The 15929-nt window shown below is 57.2% G+C and carries 12 protein-coding genes, 1 tRNA gene and 4 pseudogenes; 12 read left to right on the forward strand and 5 right to left on the reverse strand.

Going from position 1 to position 15929, the window contains the following annotated elements; genetic code table 11:
* The first annotated feature begins 42 nt into the window (after nt 1-42).
* A complete protein-coding gene (locus JZM24_RS04795) occupies nt 43-789 on the forward strand; it encodes a class I SAM-dependent methyltransferase (protein WP_215668798.1) in 747 nt (248 codons plus the stop codon).
* Here the strand turns inward: JZM24_RS04795 and rnhA are convergent.
* Nucleotides 786-1277, reverse strand: a complete 492-nt coding sequence (gene rnhA, locus JZM24_RS04800) for a ribonuclease HI (RefSeq protein ID WP_215668804.1) — start codon at nt 1275-1277, stop codon at nt 786-788. The two genes, JZM24_RS04795 and rnhA, sit on opposite strands and share 4 nt — an antisense overlap.
* A gap of 53 nt (nt 1278-1330) precedes the next feature.
* On the opposite strand from rnhA, the gene dnaQ reads away from it, so the two are divergent.
* From dnaQ to puuE, 3 genes and pseudogenes are all read left to right on the forward strand, one after another.
* Nucleotides 1331-2089, forward strand: a complete 759-nt coding sequence (dnaQ, locus tag JZM24_RS04805) for a DNA polymerase III subunit epsilon (RefSeq protein WP_215668806.1) — start codon at nt 1331-1333, stop codon at nt 2087-2089.
* Between the two features lie 134 nt (nt 2090-2223).
* Nucleotides 2224-2300, forward strand: a tRNA-Asp gene (locus JZM24_RS04810).
* Nucleotides 2301-2682: 382 nt separating this feature from the next.
* A pseudogene (gene puuE / locus JZM24_RS04815) lies at nt 2683-3661 on the forward strand (allantoinase PuuE).
* Nucleotides 3662-3807: 146 nt separating this feature from the next.
* On the opposite strand, the pseudogene JZM24_RS04820 reads toward puuE, so the two are convergent.
* Both JZM24_RS04820 and JZM24_RS04825 read right to left on the reverse strand, forming a co-directional pair.
* Nucleotides 3808-4557: pseudogene (locus tag JZM24_RS04820) on the reverse strand (amidohydrolase).
* On the reverse strand, nt 4545-5702 hold the full coding sequence (locus JZM24_RS04825; protein WP_215668807.1) for a pyridoxal phosphate-dependent aminotransferase: 1158 nt from the start codon (nt 5700-5702) through the stop codon (nt 4545-4547). Before JZM24_RS04825 ends, JZM24_RS04820 begins: the two are co-directional and overlap by 13 nt.
* Before the next feature lie 205 nt (nt 5703-5907).
* Between JZM24_RS04825 and JZM24_RS04830 the strand changes: the two genes are divergently transcribed.
* The 3 genes from JZM24_RS04830 (at nt 5908) to JZM24_RS04840 (ending at nt 8411) form a co-directional block, all read left to right on the forward strand.
* Entirely contained in the window at nt 5908-6492 is a 585-nt protein-coding gene (locus tag JZM24_RS04830; RefSeq protein ID WP_215668809.1) for a YceI family protein, read from the forward strand.
* Nucleotides 6493-7024: 532 nt separating this feature from the next.
* Nucleotides 7025-7609: a D-sedoheptulose 7-phosphate isomerase gene (lpcA, locus tag JZM24_RS04835; RefSeq protein WP_215668810.1), complete on the forward strand. Its 585-nt coding sequence runs from the start codon at nt 7025-7027 to the stop codon at nt 7607-7609.
* Between the two features lie 34 nt (nt 7610-7643).
* Entirely contained in the window at nt 7644-8411 is a 768-nt protein-coding gene (locus tag JZM24_RS04840) for a class II glutamine amidotransferase (protein ID WP_215668812.1), read from the forward strand.
* Here the strand turns inward: JZM24_RS04840 and dpaA are convergent.
* Nucleotides 8382-9104, reverse strand: coding sequence for a peptidoglycan meso-diaminopimelic acid protein amidase (dpaA, locus tag JZM24_RS04845; RefSeq protein ID WP_215668814.1), 723 nt, complete (start codon nt 9102-9104; stop codon nt 8382-8384). The genes JZM24_RS04840 and dpaA overlap by 30 nt on opposite strands.
* Nucleotides 9105-9277: 173 nt before the next feature.
* Here dpaA and dinB point away from each other — a divergent pair, with 173 nt between their 5' ends.
* On the forward strand, nt 9278-10357 hold the full coding sequence (gene dinB / locus JZM24_RS04850; protein WP_215668817.1) for a DNA polymerase IV: 1080 nt from the start codon (nt 9278-9280) through the stop codon (nt 10355-10357).
* A gap of 220 nt (nt 10358-10577) precedes the next feature.
* On the opposite strand, the pseudogene pepD reads toward dinB, so the two are convergent.
* A pseudogene (gene pepD, locus JZM24_RS04855) lies at nt 10578-12033 on the reverse strand (beta-Ala-His dipeptidase).
* Between the two features lie 226 nt (nt 12034-12259).
* Here pepD and gpt point away from each other — a divergent pair.
* From gpt to proB, 4 genes and pseudogenes are all read left to right on the forward strand, one after another.
* Nucleotides 12260-12718 (forward strand): xanthine phosphoribosyltransferase, encoded by a 459-nt coding sequence (gpt, locus tag JZM24_RS04860; protein WP_215668819.1) that lies wholly within the window; start codon nt 12260-12262, stop codon nt 12716-12718.
* Nucleotides 12719-12994: 276 nt separating this feature from the next.
* Entirely contained in the window at nt 12995-14236 is a 1242-nt protein-coding gene (gene frsA, locus JZM24_RS04865) for an esterase FrsA (protein ID WP_215668820.1), read from the forward strand.
* Nucleotides 14237-14303: 67 nt separating this feature from the next.
* Nucleotides 14304-14702: pseudogene (gene crl / locus JZM24_RS04870) on the forward strand (sigma factor-binding protein Crl); the annotation flags it as partial.
* 118 nt (nt 14703-14820) lie between these two features.
* On the forward strand, nt 14821-15924 hold the full coding sequence (gene proB, locus JZM24_RS04875) for a glutamate 5-kinase (RefSeq protein WP_215668823.1): 1104 nt from the start codon (nt 14821-14823) through the stop codon (nt 15922-15924).
* Nucleotides 15925-15929: the final 5 nt, after the last annotated feature.

Genomic DNA, 15929 nt, shown 5'->3' on the forward strand with positions numbered 1-15929 from the left:
AACCTCGTTATTTTCTCTATGGCTCTTAGAAGATAGACAAACATGAAACCAGCGCAAAGTAACAAAACGATTGAGGCGCCTGCTTCATGGGACGATATTCCCTGCGGGGCTTACTATCGTCAGGCGCTGGAGCAGGGTCTGAAAGCCTGGTGGCCTAAACTGTTCGGTTTTCATCTGCTCAAAATCGGCGCGCTGAGTGCGGATCTGGATACCGGCGATTGTGCGATTTCTCACCAGGTAAATGTGGGGCTTGCGAGCGAGCGTTTGCAGGTCATCGCCGACCCTTACCAGTTACCATTCGCCAATAAGTCGGCGGATGCCTGTCTACTGGCCCATACCTTATCCTATACCGGCGATCCCCACCGGCTGCTGCGGGAGGTAGACCGCGTGCTCATCGATGACGGCTGGCTGGTCATCACGACCTTTAACCCGGTAAGTCTGCTGGGGTTGGGTAAAATCTGCCCGATTCTGTTTCGCCGCCAGCCGTACAAAAGCCGCATGTATACGCAGATGCGGCTTTTAGATTGGCTGGGGGTGCTTAATTTCGAGGTGTTGCACCGCACCCATCTGCAGGTGCTGCCGTGGCGGCGCCAGGGAGGGCGGCTGCTCAGCACCCATTTTCCCGCTATCGGCTGCCTGAGCGTCATTGTCGCGCGAAAACGCACGTTCCCTCTTAGCCTGACGCCGCTGAAGAACAAAACGTCCTCACGGGGATTACGCCGGCCGGTTAACGCCACCACCCGCAGCTGCCGGCAGCGGCATGCCTTCAAGGCAAAGTACCCGCTTTAATCCGCCCGGCCGCCACCCGTTTGTGCTTCCACCCGATAACCGATGTCCTCAAGAGCCGGATGGCCGGCGGCGGCGCGCGCCAGTTCATCGCAGCGTTCGTTTTCAGGGTGTCCCGCATGGCCCTTCACCCAATCCCAGCGCAGAGTATGAGGTTGGATGGCCGCGTCAAGCCGCTGCCATAAATCGACGTTTTTCACCGGCTTCTTGTCGGCGGTTTTCCAGCCACGCTTTTTCCAGTTATGTATCCATTGGGTCATCCCCTGGCGGACGTACTGACTGTCGGTGCTCAGCACCACCTCACAGGCATCCGTCAGGGCTTCCAATGCAACGATAGCCGCCATCAGCTCCATCCTATTGTTGGTGGTCAGGCGATAACCGGCGCTGAAGGTTTTTTCATGCTGTTTATAGCGCAGTATGGCGCCATAGCCGCCGTGGCCGGGATTGCCCAGGCACGAACCGTCGGTGAAAATTTCAACCTGTTTGCGCATCTCTGGTAAACTAGCTCCATGTTAAAAGCCCAAGTCTGACATAAACGAGCATTATGAGCACTGACATTACGCGACAGATTGTTCTGGATACCGAAACCACCGGTATGAACAAGTTAGGTGTCCATTATGAAGGACACCGCATCATCGAAATCGGCGCGGTCGAGGTCATCAATCGCCGCCTGACCGGCCGGCATTTTCATGTCTATCTGAAACCGGACCGGCTTGTCGACCCCGAAGCGTTCAACGTGCACGGCATCAGCGACGAGTTTCTGGCGGATAAGCCGACGTTTGCCGATGTGGCAGATGAGTTTTTGCGCTTTATTCGCGGTGGCGAGCTGGTCATTCATAATGCCCTCTTCGATATCGGCTTTATGGATTATGAGTTTGGGATGCTTAACCGCGGCATCGCCAAGACCGACACTTTTTGCAAGGTAACCGACAGCCTGGTGCTGGCGCGCAAAATGTTTCCCGGTAAGCGCAACAGCTTGGACGCGCTGTGCGATCGTTATCTGATCGATAACAGTAAGCGAACCCTCCACGGCGCTTTGCTTGACGCCGAAATTCTGGCGGACGTGTTCTTGCTGATGACCGGTGGTCAGACCGCGATGCGTTTCGCCATGGAAGGGGAGCAGGAGCAACGCGGCGCGGGAGAAAGCGGGCAAATCCAGCGGGTGCAACGCGCCCAGTCGTCGCTGAAGGTGGTGTACGCCAGCGACGAGGAAGTGGTGGCCCATGAGCAGCGTTTGGATCTGGTGCAGAAAAATGGCGGCAGCTGTGTGTGGCGGGCGGAAAACCCTGCGCAAAGCGAGTAAATCACCTTGTCAGGTCAAAATAAACGGAGGGTGCTGCATTTATCAGCAAACGATTTACCGGGGCATAAAAAGCATTGACGTCAACCGGCCCTGACCTTATTATTCGCCTCGCTTTCCCGACAAAGCGCAAGTGCGGTGCGGTAGTTCAGTCGGTTAGAATACCGGCCTGTCACGCCGGGGGGCGCGGGTTCGAGTCCCGTCCGCACCGCCAATCATTTTAAAACCCCGTGTTTGTCAAAATACGGGGTTTTGTCTTTTCTGCGGCGACAAAGCCTAAATATCTCCCTGCGTGCACCATGCGCCATGGGCCAACGGCGCCGATAATCGGGCCGCACATTGCCTTGCTACCCGCTGAAGGCGGTTTTGCTGTTTACCGGCAGGACCAGGCACACCGGCACTAGCTTAGCCCTATTGGCCCAAATCAAAGTCCAAGTCCGTGCCCATACCGAAGCCCTAACTTAAGCCTCAGCCAATGCCTCCGTGCTGTTACCATCGGAGGAGGGCGTCGAGCGGGATATTGCGACACAAAAAGAACTAACCGCTCGCGTTATAGGACTAAACTAAAACACCGGCTCACAAAAAAGGAACTGACAATGAGTGACGCGACCGAGAATAAAGGTTTCTCTTTTAACGCCAATTACCCACGCGATCTTATCGGTTATGCCGGAAAGCCCCCGCAAGACGGCTGGCCTCAGCAGGCACGTATCGCGGTGCAATTTGTCCTGAACTATGAAGAAGGGGCCGAAAGTCATGTGCTGCACGGGGATGCAGGTTCCGAACAGTTCCTTTCCGATATCATTGGCGCCGCCAGTTATCCAGAGAGACATATGTCGATGGATTCGCTGTACGAGTACGGCTCCCGGGCCGGTTTCTGGCGGATCCATCAAGAGTTTTGCCGCCGCGGTCTGCCGTTGACCGTCTTTGGCGTGGCGATGGCGCTGGCGCGCAATCCGGCGGTGGTGGAGGCCATTAAGGCGTCTGGTTATGACGTGGTCAGTCACGGTTGGCGCTGGCTGCATTATCAGGGCGTCGATGCTAAAAACCGAACGACAGCATATGCAGCAGGCGGTGAATGTATTGACGCAATTGTTCGGTACAGCGCCGCTGGGTTGGTATACCGGCCACGACAGCCCCAATACCCGGAGGTTGGTTGTGGAGCAGGACGGTTTCCAATACGACAGTGATTATTACGGCGACGATCTGCCGTTTTGGATGCAGGTCACCCGTCAGGACGGCACGGTGAAACCGCATCTCATCATCCCCTATACGCTGGAGGCGAATGATATGCGTTTTACCACGCCACAGGGGTTTAACAGCGGCGAGCAGTTCTACAGCTATTTGCGCGACATTTTCGACGTACTTTACGCCTAAGGGGAGACGTCACCCAAGATGCTTTCCGTTGGCATGCATGTCCGCATACTTGGCCGGCCGGGCCGGTTTCGCGCGCTGCAACGTTTTCTGGATTATATCCAACAGCACGAGGGGGTGTGGATTTGCCGTCGTCAGGATATCGCCGACCATTGGATTTCCCACCATCCCTACCAAGAAGCGTATTCGGCGCAGGACGGGTAGCAGAGAGCATCGCGCGCCGAAACGCCTCGCTTATGCCCGTTGGCAAAGCGCAGGCGCAGACGACCATCTACTTTGGCAATACAGGGGCGAAAATGGCCAGGGGGCGAGCGGCGGGCGCTCTGTCGTCGCCTCAGGCCACCGGTGATTTAAGGTTGCAGGCTGAAACCATCAGCATCCCGCCAGGCGGGAAATGTTTCACGGTATTGACGTAACGTCGAGAGCGACAGGCGAGCCTGCAGGCAGGCCGCTGCGTCCGGCTCGGCCTGCGCCAGCACCGTTCCCATGGGATCCAGGATCAGGCTGTTACCGCTATAGTGGTGCCGATTGCCATCGTCGCCAACGCGATTGCAGCCGGCGGCGTAAGCCTGGTTTTCGATGGCGCGCGCCGCCAGCAGCGTTTGCCAGTGCGCGCGGCGCGGGCCAATTAGCGACGTACAGCGCCAGATCGTAGTCCTGCTGATTGCGCGACCACAGCGGAAAGCGCAGGTCATAACACACCAGCGGCAATATCCGCCAGCCGCGCCAGCCGACCACCACCCGTTCCTGACCGGCCTGATAATGGTGATGCTCATCGGCCATTCTGAACAGATGACGTTTATCATAGCGGTGCGTCACGCCGTCGGGCTGCACCAGTAAGAAACGGTTGACCGCCCCTGCGGGCGTAGCGATGGCCGCGCTGCCACCTACCACCACTCCGCCAGCCACGCCACCACCCGCTGCTCGGGCAGGGCGTTGCCCGCCGCTTCCATGGTGAAACCGGTAGTAAACATTTCCGGCAGGAGAATCAGATCCTGCTCAATGAGCGGCGCCAACAGGCGGTCAAAGTGGGCCAGATTCGCCTCGCCGTCCATCCACACCAGCGGCTGCTGCAACAGACTAAGCGCTAAAGTCGACATAAGCGCTCCGCGGCGGCGTCCAGTGTCTGATCGCCTTTGGCGAAGCACAGACGGATGAGTTTATGCGGGAAGGGGTCGGCGCAGAACACCGATAGCGGAATAGCGGCTACGCCGACATGGGTGGTGAGCCACTCACAAAAGCTGACGTCGTCTTTATCGGAGACGGCGCTATAATCCGCCAGCAGAAAATAGGTGCCTTCACAGGGCAGCAGTCGCAGCCGGCTGGGCGCCAGCGCCTGCAACAGGTGGTCGCGCCGTTGGCGATAGAACGCCGGCAGCTGCTGCCAGTGCGCCGGCTCCTGGCGTAACATATCGGCGAGGGCCAGCTGTGCCGGCGTGTTGACGGCGAAGGTCAGATATTGGTGTATTTTGCGTACCTCGACGCTCAAGGCCGCCGGCGCTACGCAATAACCGACTTTCCAGCCGGTCATATGGTATGTCTTGCCGAAGGAGGAAACGGCAATGGCGCGCTGGCGCAGTCCGTCATGGGCAAGCATGCTTTGATGGCCGCTAGCGGCAAAACAGATATGTTCATACACTTCATCGCTCAAGACATAGATTTCCCGATCGGCGATGGCCTGCCACAGCCGCTGGAAATCCCCCGCCTGCCAGACGCTGGCCGAGGGATTATGCGGCGTGTTGAGGATAACAAGCCGGGTGCGGTCGCTCAGCACCTCGCCAAACTGCGCCCAGTCAACGCGAAACGCCGGCGGCTGCAGTGCAAGACGACGCGTGACGCCGCCGGCCAGCTCGACCGCCAGCCCGTAGCTGTCATAGCTGGGATCGAAGCAGACAACCTCATCTCCCGGCCGCACTAAGGCGCTGATGGCGGCGAACAGGGCCTCTGTCGCGCCGGCGGTGACGGTCACCTCGGCATCGGCGTCGGGACGCCAGCCGTAGAGTTGCGCGGTTTTATCGGCGATGGACTCGCGCAGCGGCGCGACGCCGGTCATCGGAGCATATTGATTGGCGCCCTGGCTGACATGCCATGCCAATCTGGATTTCAAATAGTCGGGACCGTCGAAATCGGGAAAGCCCTGAGACAAATTAATCGCCTGGTGGCGTTGCGCTAGCGCACTCATCCTGGTAAAGATGGTGGTGCCCAGCGCCGGCAGTTTACTTTGTGGGACAAGCGGGGTACTCATGGCTAATATGACTCCTGATAGCCGGGTTTTGCGCCAATATAACATGCTGGCTATAATTGACAATCAAGACGTGTAGACGGCTAAATGCCCGATACACGCTTGGTCAAAATTATTGAATAGCGTCAACAAAACTATTCAGTGACAATCACCGTCGAAAGCCTTCATGATGAAGGTCCTTTCGGCAATATGACGGATACTTATTGGCATGATTACGATGAAAAAGACGTTGTTACCGCTGGCTACCGGGCTGCTGATCGCTTCAGGTTTCGCCCAGGCAAAAACGGAAACCTACCATCTGGATCCCAATCATACTTCGCTGGTGTTCTCGTGGAATCACTTCGGTTTTTCCAACCCCACCGCCAACTTCTCCGATATTACCGGTACCATTGTGCTGGACGATACGGCAATCGAGAATGCCAAAGTGGACGTCACCATCCCGGTCAAAACTGTGGATACGCATGTGCAGGCGTTAACGGATGAATTTAAAGGCGCGGAGTATTTTGATCAGAAGCAGTTCCCTAATGCGACGTTTCACAGCACCAAAATCGTCAGCAAGGGCGATAATCGTTATCAGGTCTATGGCAATCTGACGATCAAGGGCATCAGCCGCCCGGTGATCCTGGATGCGGTGCTGAACAAGCAGGGCGAGCACCCCATGGCTAAAAAAGCCACCGTGGGTTTTAATGCCACCACGACTATTAAGCGTTCGATGTTTAAAATGGGGCAGTTCGTGCCCAACGTGAGCGATGACGTCACTATCAGCATTTCGACAGAAGCGCTGGCGAAATAATACCCGGCGCGCCGCTCATGCCGGCGTGACCTTGCCGCCATCCCGGCGCGATCTCTGCCGCCCTGCCTCTTCGTGACGCGGGGCTTTTTTTAGCCACGGGCATCGCCGGCGGCAGCACATCGCGCAACCCAATCCAGGCCGCGGCAATTACCAAAACGGTGCGGCCGGCTCGGTTGCCGCCCTGGGTGATGCTGGCAACAGCGGTGTTCGCCGCCGCGCCGGCGTGGAATCGGAACGCCGTGCCCGGTGCTGAATTCGACCGCCGCGTTTAGCGCGGAATGCCGCCGCCAGCCTGCCGTCGCTCTGGCACGGAATCTGCCAGAGGCACGACCTGTTATTGTTGCCTTATGCGCCTCGCGCCATGTCCTCTCGGTACCATTATGCGATACAATTATCAACAGACTTATTATCTGCCCATTTTATGAGATAGCGCAAACCGCCCGTCGGACGGCGCTTCTCGCGGTACTGGCATTCCGGTAAACTGCTGCCGGAAAATATCATTTATCGCCAGCCTTGATTGAGGGACGACCCCATGTGTCAGGATTTGATCCGCAACGAACTTAATGAAGCCCTGCAAACGCTGCAAAACTTTCTCAGCGATGAGCACCATATTCAGTCTATCGAAGACGCAGCTAAACTTATCGCCGACACCTTCAAAGCCGGCGGGAAAGTGCTCTCCTGCGGTAACGGCGGCTCACATTGCGACGCGATGCATTTCGCCGAAGAATTGACCGGACGCTATCGCGAGAATCGCCCGGGCTATCCCGCTATCGCCATCTCCGATCCCAGCCATCTGTCCTGTGTGAGCAATGATTTCGGCTATGAGCAGGTCTTTTCACGCTACGTAGAAGCGGTGGGCAACAAGGGCGATGTGCTGGTCGGCATCTCAACCTCCGGCAACTCGGCGAACATTATCCGCGCTATCGATGCCGCGCGCGCCAAAGGCATGCGGGTTATTGTCCTCACCGGCAAAGAGGGCGGCAAAATGGCCGGCAGCGCGGATGTGGAAATTCGCGTGCCGCATTTCGGCTATGCCGACCGTATTCAGGAAATCCATATTAAGGCTATCCATATCTTGATACTGCTTATCGAGAAAGAAATGGTGGCGCACGGATAACCCTGATCGGCAGGGGAGTGGACAGGAGAGGGGCATGTGTGAATTACTCGGCATGAGCGCCAATGTGCCAACGGATATCTGTTTCAGTTTTTCCGGCCTGGTGCAGCGCGGCGGTGGAACCGGACCGCACAAAGATGGCTGTGGAATCACCTTCTACGAAGGACTGGGCTGCCGCACGTTCAAGGATCCGCTGCCCAGCATCGACTCGCCCATCGCCCGGCTGGTGCAGGATTATCCGATCAAATCCTGCGCGGTGGTGCCCCACATCCGTCAAGCCAATCGCGGTAGAGTGGCGCTGGAAAATACCCATCCTTTCACCCGCGAACTCTGGGGGCGCCACTGGACCTTCGCCCATAACGGCCAATTGCGTGGCTACCGGACGCTGCAAACCGGCAATTTTCGCCCGGTGGGGCAGACAGACAGCGAGCAGGCGTTTTGTTGGTTGCTGGCGCGCCTGGCGGAACGCTACCCGCACACGCCGCGTCACTGGCCGTCGGTGTTCCGTTATATTGCCGAGTTGGCGGATACGCTGCGGCAAAAAGGAATATTCAATATGCTGCTATCCGATGGCTGCTACGTAATGGGCTATTGTGCCAGCCACCTGTATTGGATCACCCGGCGCGCGCCCTTTGGCAAAGCCACGCTGCTCGATCAGGATGTAAAAATCGATTTTCAAAAGCAGACCACGCCCAACGACGTGGTCACGGTGATAGCCACCCAGCCGCTGACCGGCAATGAAACCTGGCAGCGGGTGGCACCGGCGGAGTGGGTGTTATTCCGGCTTGGCGAGCGCGAATTGTGACACAACCGTTGCGCCGCTTTGCAACATCAGCGGCGCGCTTATCGCATACTGACCATTCACTACCGATACCGCCGGCGGTTGATGGTGTTCGGCGAAATAGGCGTAACCGGGTGCAAGCTGGCTCCAGAATTTGTAATTGGCTGAATAACGATGGCGCTGCATATTTGCCGGCGTCATGCGAAACGGAAATATATTAATCTTTACCTGCGCCTGACCATTAAGCAATGCATCTTCCACATAGCGATAAATCTCCGCAATCGAAGAATTCGTCATGGCATAGCAGCCGATAGAGCGGCAATCGCCGTGAATCATCAGCTTGGCGCCTGAATAGCCCTGCGCCCGGTCATAGTCATTGGGGAAACCGATATTAATGGCGCGATAATAATGACTGTTCGGATTCAGATTGAGCGTATCAATGGCGTAAAAACCTTCCGGGCTCATGAAGTCGCCTTCAAGCCGCTTCGGGCCCAGTCCGCCGGAGAACTTGCAAATTTGAAAGCTGTTCACCAAATGGTATGCATTACCCATCTTGGCATACAGTTCCAAAATGCGCTCTTCTTTAAAGACCTGAATAAATACCGGTGAGCCTAATAATTGTTGCTTAAGTTCCTGGCCAACTTTTGCCTGATCGCTAGCGTAACCGTACGCCGGTAATAAAAAAAGCATCGCCAACAGCAGCGCGAATCTGCGCATTGTCATTCCTGTATCATCAAATAAATGAGCGGCCGGCCACGAACATTACCGGCGGGACTGTCAACTGCCCATGGGCAATCAGCGACAAGATATCACTGCGTATTATTTTATCAAGATACGTTTTGTATAGATGAGAATCATTACTGTATACTTATACAGGTTAAGGGGGCCGGATGCGTAAAATCATACATGTCGATATGGATTGCTTTTTTGCCGCGGTCGAAATGCGCGACAATCCGCACCTGCGCGACATCCCGTTGGCGATAGGGGGCAGCGCCGACCACCGCGGCGTTATCAGCACCGCTAACTATCCGGCACGACGCTTTGGCGTGCATAGCGCCATGTCCACCGCTATGGCGTTGAAACTCTGCCCCGATCTCACGGTGATCCCCGGCCGTATGGCGGTATATAAAGAGGCGTCCGAGCATATCCGTTCCATTTTCGCCCGTTATACGGCGCTAATTGAGCCGCTGCCGCCGGATGAGGCGTTTATGGACGTCACCGACAGCGATTGCTGCAACGGCTCTGCCACACTGATGGCGCGCGCCATCCGCCAGGAGATTGCCGATGAACTGCGGCTGACCGCATCCGCGGGCGTGGCACCGGTTAAATTTTTAGCGAAAATTGCCTCCGATCTCAATAAGCCTAACGGCCAATATGTCATTACCCCCGCCGCGATGCCGGCGTTCTTACTACAGTTGCCGCTGGCGAAGATCCCGGGGGTCGGTAAGGTGACGGCCAAAAAACTCACTGATATGGGGCTTGTCACCTGCGCGGACGTGCAGCAATTTGACCTGGCGACGCTACTGCGCCAGTTTGGCAAGTTCGGCCGTGTCATTTGGGAACGCTCGCAGGGTATTGATGAAAGGGAGGTTACCGCCGACAGGCTGCGCAAGTCGGTGGGGGTTGAGCGTACGTTGGCGCAGGATATCACCCGCTGGGAAGCGTGCGAGGAAATTATCGACCATCTTTATCCCGAGCTGGAACGGCGTCTGGCCCGCGTGCGCCACGATCTGCAGATCGCCCGTCAAGGTATCAAACTCAAATTCGCCGATTTTCAACAAACGACGCAAGAGCATGTCTGGCCTCGGCTGAATAAAACGGATTTAATTGCTATCGCGCGCCAGGCCTGGGAACAGCGGCGCTGCGATCGCGGCGTCCGGCTGGTGGGATTGCATGTCACGCTCATGGATCCGCAACTTGAGCGTCAGCTATTGTTGAATTGGGAAGAGGAATGGAATTCTCGCCTATAGGCACTTGGCGACCGATGGCCGCAGGCCTCAGGCGCGGGCGGTGGAAACGTCGCGACCTGACCACGCCCATGGCCGTTCTGGGCGGCGGGCTGATGGACCGTTCAAGACAGTGATCCGGCGGGCTTAATAGCGGCGTAGAAGATTCTCGTTCCGGCGGGCTTGACGGTAATGGGGAGGTGTTTCGTCCCGGCGCCGGCCAAAAGGCCGGCGCCGGTCTGGTTCATACCTTGACGGGAATCGCTTTCAACAGCGCGGTCAGCAGCTTCCAGTATAGGCCGACGCTGGCAATATGCACTTGTTCATCCGGCGAATGCGGGCCGGTAATGGTCGGCCCAATGGAAACCATATCCATCTCAGGATAGGGCTTTTTGAACAGCCCGCACTCCAGACCCGCATGGATCACCTGAATGTTGGGCATTTTGTCAAACAGCTGCCGGTAAATATCACGCACCAAATGCATCACCGGCGAGTTGGCGTCCGGCTTCCAGCCCGGATAGCTGCCTTTGGCGACGGTGGTGGCGCCAGCCAGCCGTCCCAGCGCATGCAACATCCCTTCCACCTGCAGTTTGCCGCTATCGATAAGCGAGCGGACAAGGCAGCGGATTTCGGCTTTATCGGCCTCCATCGATACGACGCCGACGTTCAGCGACGTTTCCACGACGCCTTTCACATCATCGCTCATGCGAATGACACCGTTCGGCATGGCATGGAGTAACCCGATAAGCCGGTCGCTGCAGGCTTTGGTCAGCCCCTGCCCGCCGGGCTGGCTATCGCTCACCGCAAGCGCCGGTTTTTTCTCCACCGACGTCAGTTCGCTCTCGATGGTGCTCAGGTAGATGCGCGCCTGGTGACGCAGGCTGTCGACGTTTTCCTGTGGGAGCGCCAGAACGGCGAAGGCTTCACGCGGAATCGCGTTGCGCAGCGTCCCGCCCTGTAAATCCAGCAGACGAATGTCCAGCGTAGAGCAGAAATCCGCCAGGAAGCGAGCCAGCAGCTTATTGGCGTTGCCGCGCCCCAGATGAATATCGGCTACCGGAATAGCCGCCCTTCGGCCCCGTCAGAGCCACCCGCAGCGTGTGATAACCGGCCGGCACCGCCTCGCGGCTTATCAGCAACTGGGTTTTAAAGTCAACGCCGCCGGCGCAGCCCATATAAATCTCGCCTTCCTCTTCGGAATCGATGAGGATTTCACTCTGCAGCCAGCCGGGCTGCAGGCCGAAAGCAGCCTCCATACCGGTTTCCTCGGTCATGGTCAGCAGCACCTCCAGCGGACCGTGTTCCAGGCTGTCATCGGCCAGTACCGCCAGCGCCGACGCCATGCCGATGCCGTTATCGGCGCCGAGCGTGGTGCCGCGCGCCTTGACCCATTCGCCGTCTACCCAGGGCTGGATGGGATCTTGGGTGAAATCATGGGTGGTATCGCTGTTTTTCTGCGGCACCATATCCAGATGCGCCTGCATCGCCACCTGACGACGATTTTCATAACCCGGCGTCGCCGGTTTGCGGATGAGGATATTGCCCACCTGATCGCGTTCGGCGAACAGGCCTTTGTCCTGCGCCCACTGCACGATGTGCGTGGCCAGCGCTTCCTCATGGTAGGACGGGTGTGGGATTGAACAAATGTTGGCGAAAATATCCCACAGCGGCTGCGGCGTAAGTTGAGACAATTCAGACACGATCAAAAACTCCTATTATATCGTAAAAACCGCGCTGGCGGCGATAAGCGGCCGGCGGCGGAGCAACCCAAGTCTATTAAGGATATCACTTTACTTCACCTGAGAGTGAAACAGAGGTTAAAAAGGGGGAGGGACTGGTATTTGTACGGCTGCGTCTCTATAATCCCGCGCAACCTTTTTCCCCTGAGACTTTTTAAGCCGACCCAAGCCAGCTGGGACTGAATTTATGAGCGAAAAATACGTCGTCACCTGGGACATGTTGCAAATCCACGCGTGGACCATGGCCAAGCGCCTGCTGCCTGCTGAACAATGGAAAGGGATTATCGCGGTCAGCCGCGGCGGGCTGGTGCACGGCGCTTTGCTGGCGCGCGAGCTGGGTATCCGCCACGTGGATACCGTCTGCATCGCCAGCTATGACCACGACAACCAGCGCGATCTGAACGTGTTGAAACGGGCGGAAGGGGACGGCGAAGGGTTTATCGTGGTTGACGATTTGGTGGATACCGTCGGCACCGCCAAAGCCATTCGCGACATGTACCCCAAGGCGCACTTCGTCACTATTTTCGCCAAGCCTGCCGGCAGGCCGCTGGTGGATGACTACATTATCGACATCCCGCAAAATACCTGGATTGAGCAACCCTGGGATATGGGCGTGGTGTTTGTGCCGCCGCTGGCGGGCAAATAGCCTGTCTGCCGCGCCAAGCCGGTGAGCGGTCACGGCCGGCCCCCGATGTGATGTCGGCAGATGGCGCCGTCGTGTCAACCTGCTGCGGCCGACGCCTTGCTCGCGCCATGGCCTGCCGCATCAGCTCCTTGCTGCCGCCGGAGTGGCATTGCGCGGCAGCGGTTAACCGTTTACCTGGCGCCCGGCATCGCCGGGCGTTTGTTTTTTCCAGCTGAATGGTTAACCTTGCAGGCATCGTTCTGACATTTAAGAACCCGTCTTTGGAGACGATGCTCGATGGCAGGTAATAATCTGAGCGAAATCCTATTCAAACCCTCGGTCAAACACCGCGAAACCTCCACGCTGGTCGCCCGCGTTCGTCATGACGGGCAAAACAGGATAATGTCGGCGTTGGACGGCGCCAATCCCGGCAATTGGTACCGGTTAATCAACCGTCTGATGTGGATTTGGCGCGGCATAAATCCTTGGGAGATCGAGGAGGTTCTGGCGCGTATCGCCGCCAGTCGCGCGCCCCACACCAACGATCGGCTGCTGGATACCGTAATAGGTTACCGCGGCGGCAATTGGATCTACGAATGGTCCTATCAAGGGATGGTCTGGCAGCAGCGCGCGATGGACGCCGTTGACGGCGCGACCGCAGCGCGCGGCTGGCTGCAGGCCGCCCGCTTTTACAGTATCGCCAGCTATCCGCACTTGAAAGGTGATATGTTGGCGGAGCAGGCACAGACGCTGGCTAATCACGCCTGGGAAGAGGCGGCCAAGCACCTGCCGCATGAAATCAAACAATTAGAATTTCCGGTCAGCGGCGGCGGCAATGTTACCGGTTTCATGCATCTGCCGCCAACGGGGCAGGCGCCTTATCAGACAGTGCTGGTTTGCGGCAGTCTGGACATGCTGCAAAACGATACATACCGGTTGTTTCACGATTACTTTGCTCCAGCGGGCCTGGCGATGCTAACCATCGATATGCCGTCAATCGGCTTTTCCGCCAAATGGAAACTCAGTCAGGACACCAGTTTTTTACACCAGCAAGTGTTGCGCGGGCTGGATGCCGTCCCCTGGGTTGACCAACGTCGCGTAAGCGCTTTCGGTTTCCGCTTCGGCGCCAACATCGCGGTCAGGCTCGCCTATCTGGAACCGCAGCGGCTCAGAGGCGTTGCCTGCCTCGGTCCGGTGGTGCATGCCTTATTGACCGACAATGAAAGACAGGACAAAGCACCGGATATGTACTTTGATGTGCTGGCGAGCCGCATCGGCATGGCCGGCGCCTCTGATGGCGCGCTGAAAACCGAGCTGAACAGCTACTCCCTCAAAGTGCAGGGGCTGCTCGGCCGTCATTGCCCGACGCCGGTCCTGGCAGGCTGCTGGCCCGACGATCCCTTTTGTCCGCCGGCCGAGGCGCAGCTGATTGTCTCTTCCTCGCGGGCGGGTAAGTTATTGCCGATTAACTCATCACCGCTGTACCGCAATTTCCATCTGGCGTTAACACAGATCAGCCGCTGGCTGAAAACAATTTGAAACGTTAATATAGCACTACCGTTTGTTTGCTTCTTAAGGTGAACAATAGGCAAAGTGAGGTTATAGCATGGCGTTAGTAAGTGGGTACCCCAGGGGCAAAGTGTTGAAAGGCTTTACCGCCCTCGGCCCGTATATTCGTGAAGGGAAATGCAGCGACAACCATTTTTTCTTCGACTGTCTTGCGGTATGCATCAATATGCAGCCTGCGCCCGAAAAACGTGAATTTTGGGGCTGGTGGATCGATCTGGAAGCGGAAGCAAAGCGTTACACCTATACCTATCATCTGGGCAAGTTTGATAAAGAAGGCAAATGGACCGAGAGCGAGTTCAGCGACCAGGACGTTATCGATAAACTGGAAAGTTCACTGCGCGCCTTTCATACCCGCCTGCGCGCGTATATTGCCACGCTGAACATGACGCTGGAGCCTGCTGAGGCGTTTAAAGAACAGCCATTCAGTCTGACCGCCTTATTTTCCGTTCCTGATTTCTCTTTCGTTTCGCGCTATGCTGGCAGGCATGGCGCCGGGTCCCGTCGACGGTAGGCAACCCCTGAATCAATCAACATCCTTAACGGCAGAAATTGTTATGAATAGCAGCCAGACCCTGGTGATTAAATTGGGCACCAGCGTCCTTACCGGCGGTTCGCTCCGGCTCAACCGCGCCCATATTGTCGAACTGGTGCGCCAGTGTGCTCCGCTGCATGCCGCCGGGCATCGGATTATTATCGTCACCTCCGGCGCCATTGCCGCCGGACGGGAATACCTCAATTATCCCGAGCTGCCTGCTACCATCGCCTCAAAACAGCTGTTGGCGGCGGTAGGACAGATCCGCTTGATTCAATTTTGGGAACAGCTGTTTTCCATTTACAATATCCATATCGGCCAAATGCTGCTGACCCGCGCAGATATGGAAGATCGCGAACGGTTCCTCAATGCCCGCGATACGCTGCGCGCCCTACTGGACAACGGTATTGTGCCGGTGATCAATGAAAATGATGCGGTGGCGACCGCGGAAATCAAAGTGGGCGACAACGATAATCTGTCGGCGCTGGTAGCGATTTTGGCCGACGCCGACAAGCTGCTGCTACTGACCGATCAGCCGGGCCTGTTCTCCGCCGATCCGCGCACTAACCCCGACGCGGAGCTTATCCGCGAAGTCGAAGGCATCAACGATGCATTGCGCAAAATGGCCGGCGGAAGCGTCTCCGGCCTCGGCACCGGCGGTATGGCGACGAAACTGCAAGCGGCCGAGGTCGCCAACCGCATCGGAATCGAAGTCGTGATTGCGGCCGGCGGCAAACCCGGCGTGATTGGCGATATGATGGCCGGCGCATCGGTTGGCACCCGTTTCCATGGCCAGAAAATGCCGCTGGAAAGCCGTAAGCGCTGGCTGTTCGGCCCGCCGCCGGCGGGGGACATCACCGTCGACGATGTCGCGCTGAAGGCAATATTACAGCGCGGCAGCTCGCTGTTGCCCAAGGGTATATTGGCGGTGGAAGGCGACTTTTCCCGCGGGATTGTCGTGCGTATTCGCAGCACCGATGGCCGCGATATTGCCCACGGCGTCAGCCGCTACAACAGCGATGCTCTGCGCATGATTGCCGGTCACCATTCCCAGGACATCAGTGATATTCTGGGGTATGAATACGGGCCTGTGGTTATCCACCGCGACGATATGATTTTATGTTAAGGAGC

Origin of the sequence: Candidatus Sodalis endolongispinus (genome assembly GCF_018777395.1) — a bacterium.
Classification (GTDB): Bacteria; Pseudomonadota; Gammaproteobacteria; order Enterobacterales; family Enterobacteriaceae; genus Sodalis_B; species Sodalis_B endolongispinus.

Coding starts and splice junctions, on each gene's coding strand:
- JZM24_RS04795 (WP_215668798.1), top strand. CDS start 43: ATGAAACCAGCGCAAAGTAACAAAACGATTGAGGCGCCTGCTTCATGG.
- rnhA (WP_215668804.1), bottom strand. CDS start 1,277: ATGCGCAAACAGGTTGAAATTTTCACCGACGGTTCGTGCCTGGGCAAT.
- dnaQ (WP_215668806.1), top strand. CDS start 1,331: ATGAGCACTGACATTACGCGACAGATTGTTCTGGATACCGAAACCACC.
- JZM24_RS04825 (WP_215668807.1), bottom strand. CDS start 5,702: ATGAGTACCCCGCTTGTCCCACAAAGTAAACTGCCGGCGCTGGGCACC.
- JZM24_RS04830 (WP_215668809.1), top strand. CDS start 5,908: ATGATTACGATGAAAAAGACGTTGTTACCGCTGGCTACCGGGCTGCTG.
- lpcA (WP_215668810.1), top strand. CDS start 7,025: ATGTGTCAGGATTTGATCCGCAACGAACTTAATGAAGCCCTGCAAACG.
- JZM24_RS04840 (WP_215668812.1), top strand. CDS start 7,644: ATGTGTGAATTACTCGGCATGAGCGCCAATGTGCCAACGGATATCTGT.
- dpaA (WP_215668814.1), bottom strand. CDS start 9,104: ATGCGCAGATTCGCGCTGCTGTTGGCGATGCTTTTTTTATTACCGGCG.
- dinB (WP_215668817.1), top strand. CDS start 9,278: ATGCGTAAAATCATACATGTCGATATGGATTGCTTTTTTGCCGCGGTC.
- gpt (WP_215668819.1), top strand. CDS start 12,260: ATGAGCGAAAAATACGTCGTCACCTGGGACATGTTGCAAATCCACGCG.
- frsA (WP_215668820.1), top strand. CDS start 12,995: ATGGCAGGTAATAATCTGAGCGAAATCCTATTCAAACCCTCGGTCAAA.
- proB (WP_215668823.1), top strand. CDS start 14,821: ATGAATAGCAGCCAGACCCTGGTGATTAAATTGGGCACCAGCGTCCTT.